We start from the raw sequence: 236 nt of genomic DNA, 5'->3' as shown, positions 1-236 counted from the left end.
GTGTTAGCCCACCCAGATCCACGAGTAGCCGAGTAAGTTAGGTGAGTACAATGAACAAAATTTGGATCTTAGGCGCTGGCCAACTTGGTGCCATGTTGAAGCATGCTGCCCAGCCGCTCAACATAGAAGTTTGCCCAATTGAAACCGATGAGACCGGCACTTTTGCTATCGCCGACAACGACATTATCACCGTTGAACGCGAGCACTGGCCGGTAACATCGGCGACTGAGCAACTA

The 236-nt window shown here is 51.3% G+C and carries 1 protein-coding gene; it reads left to right on the top strand.

The window, feature by feature from the left end:
• Positions 1–50: 50 nt before the first annotated feature.
• Positions 51–236 (top strand): hypothetical protein (locus Q4528_RS16050; protein WP_303522760.1); only part of this gene is annotated, 186 nt, incomplete at its 3' end.

Source organism: Staphylococcus pasteuri (genome assembly GCF_030547725.1).
Taxonomy (GTDB): Bacteria; Bacillota; Bacilli; order Staphylococcales; family Staphylococcaceae; genus Staphylococcus; species Staphylococcus pasteuri.
Note: the sequence above shows the minus strand (reverse complement) of the source record. Positions and strands in the feature narration are given on the sequence as shown.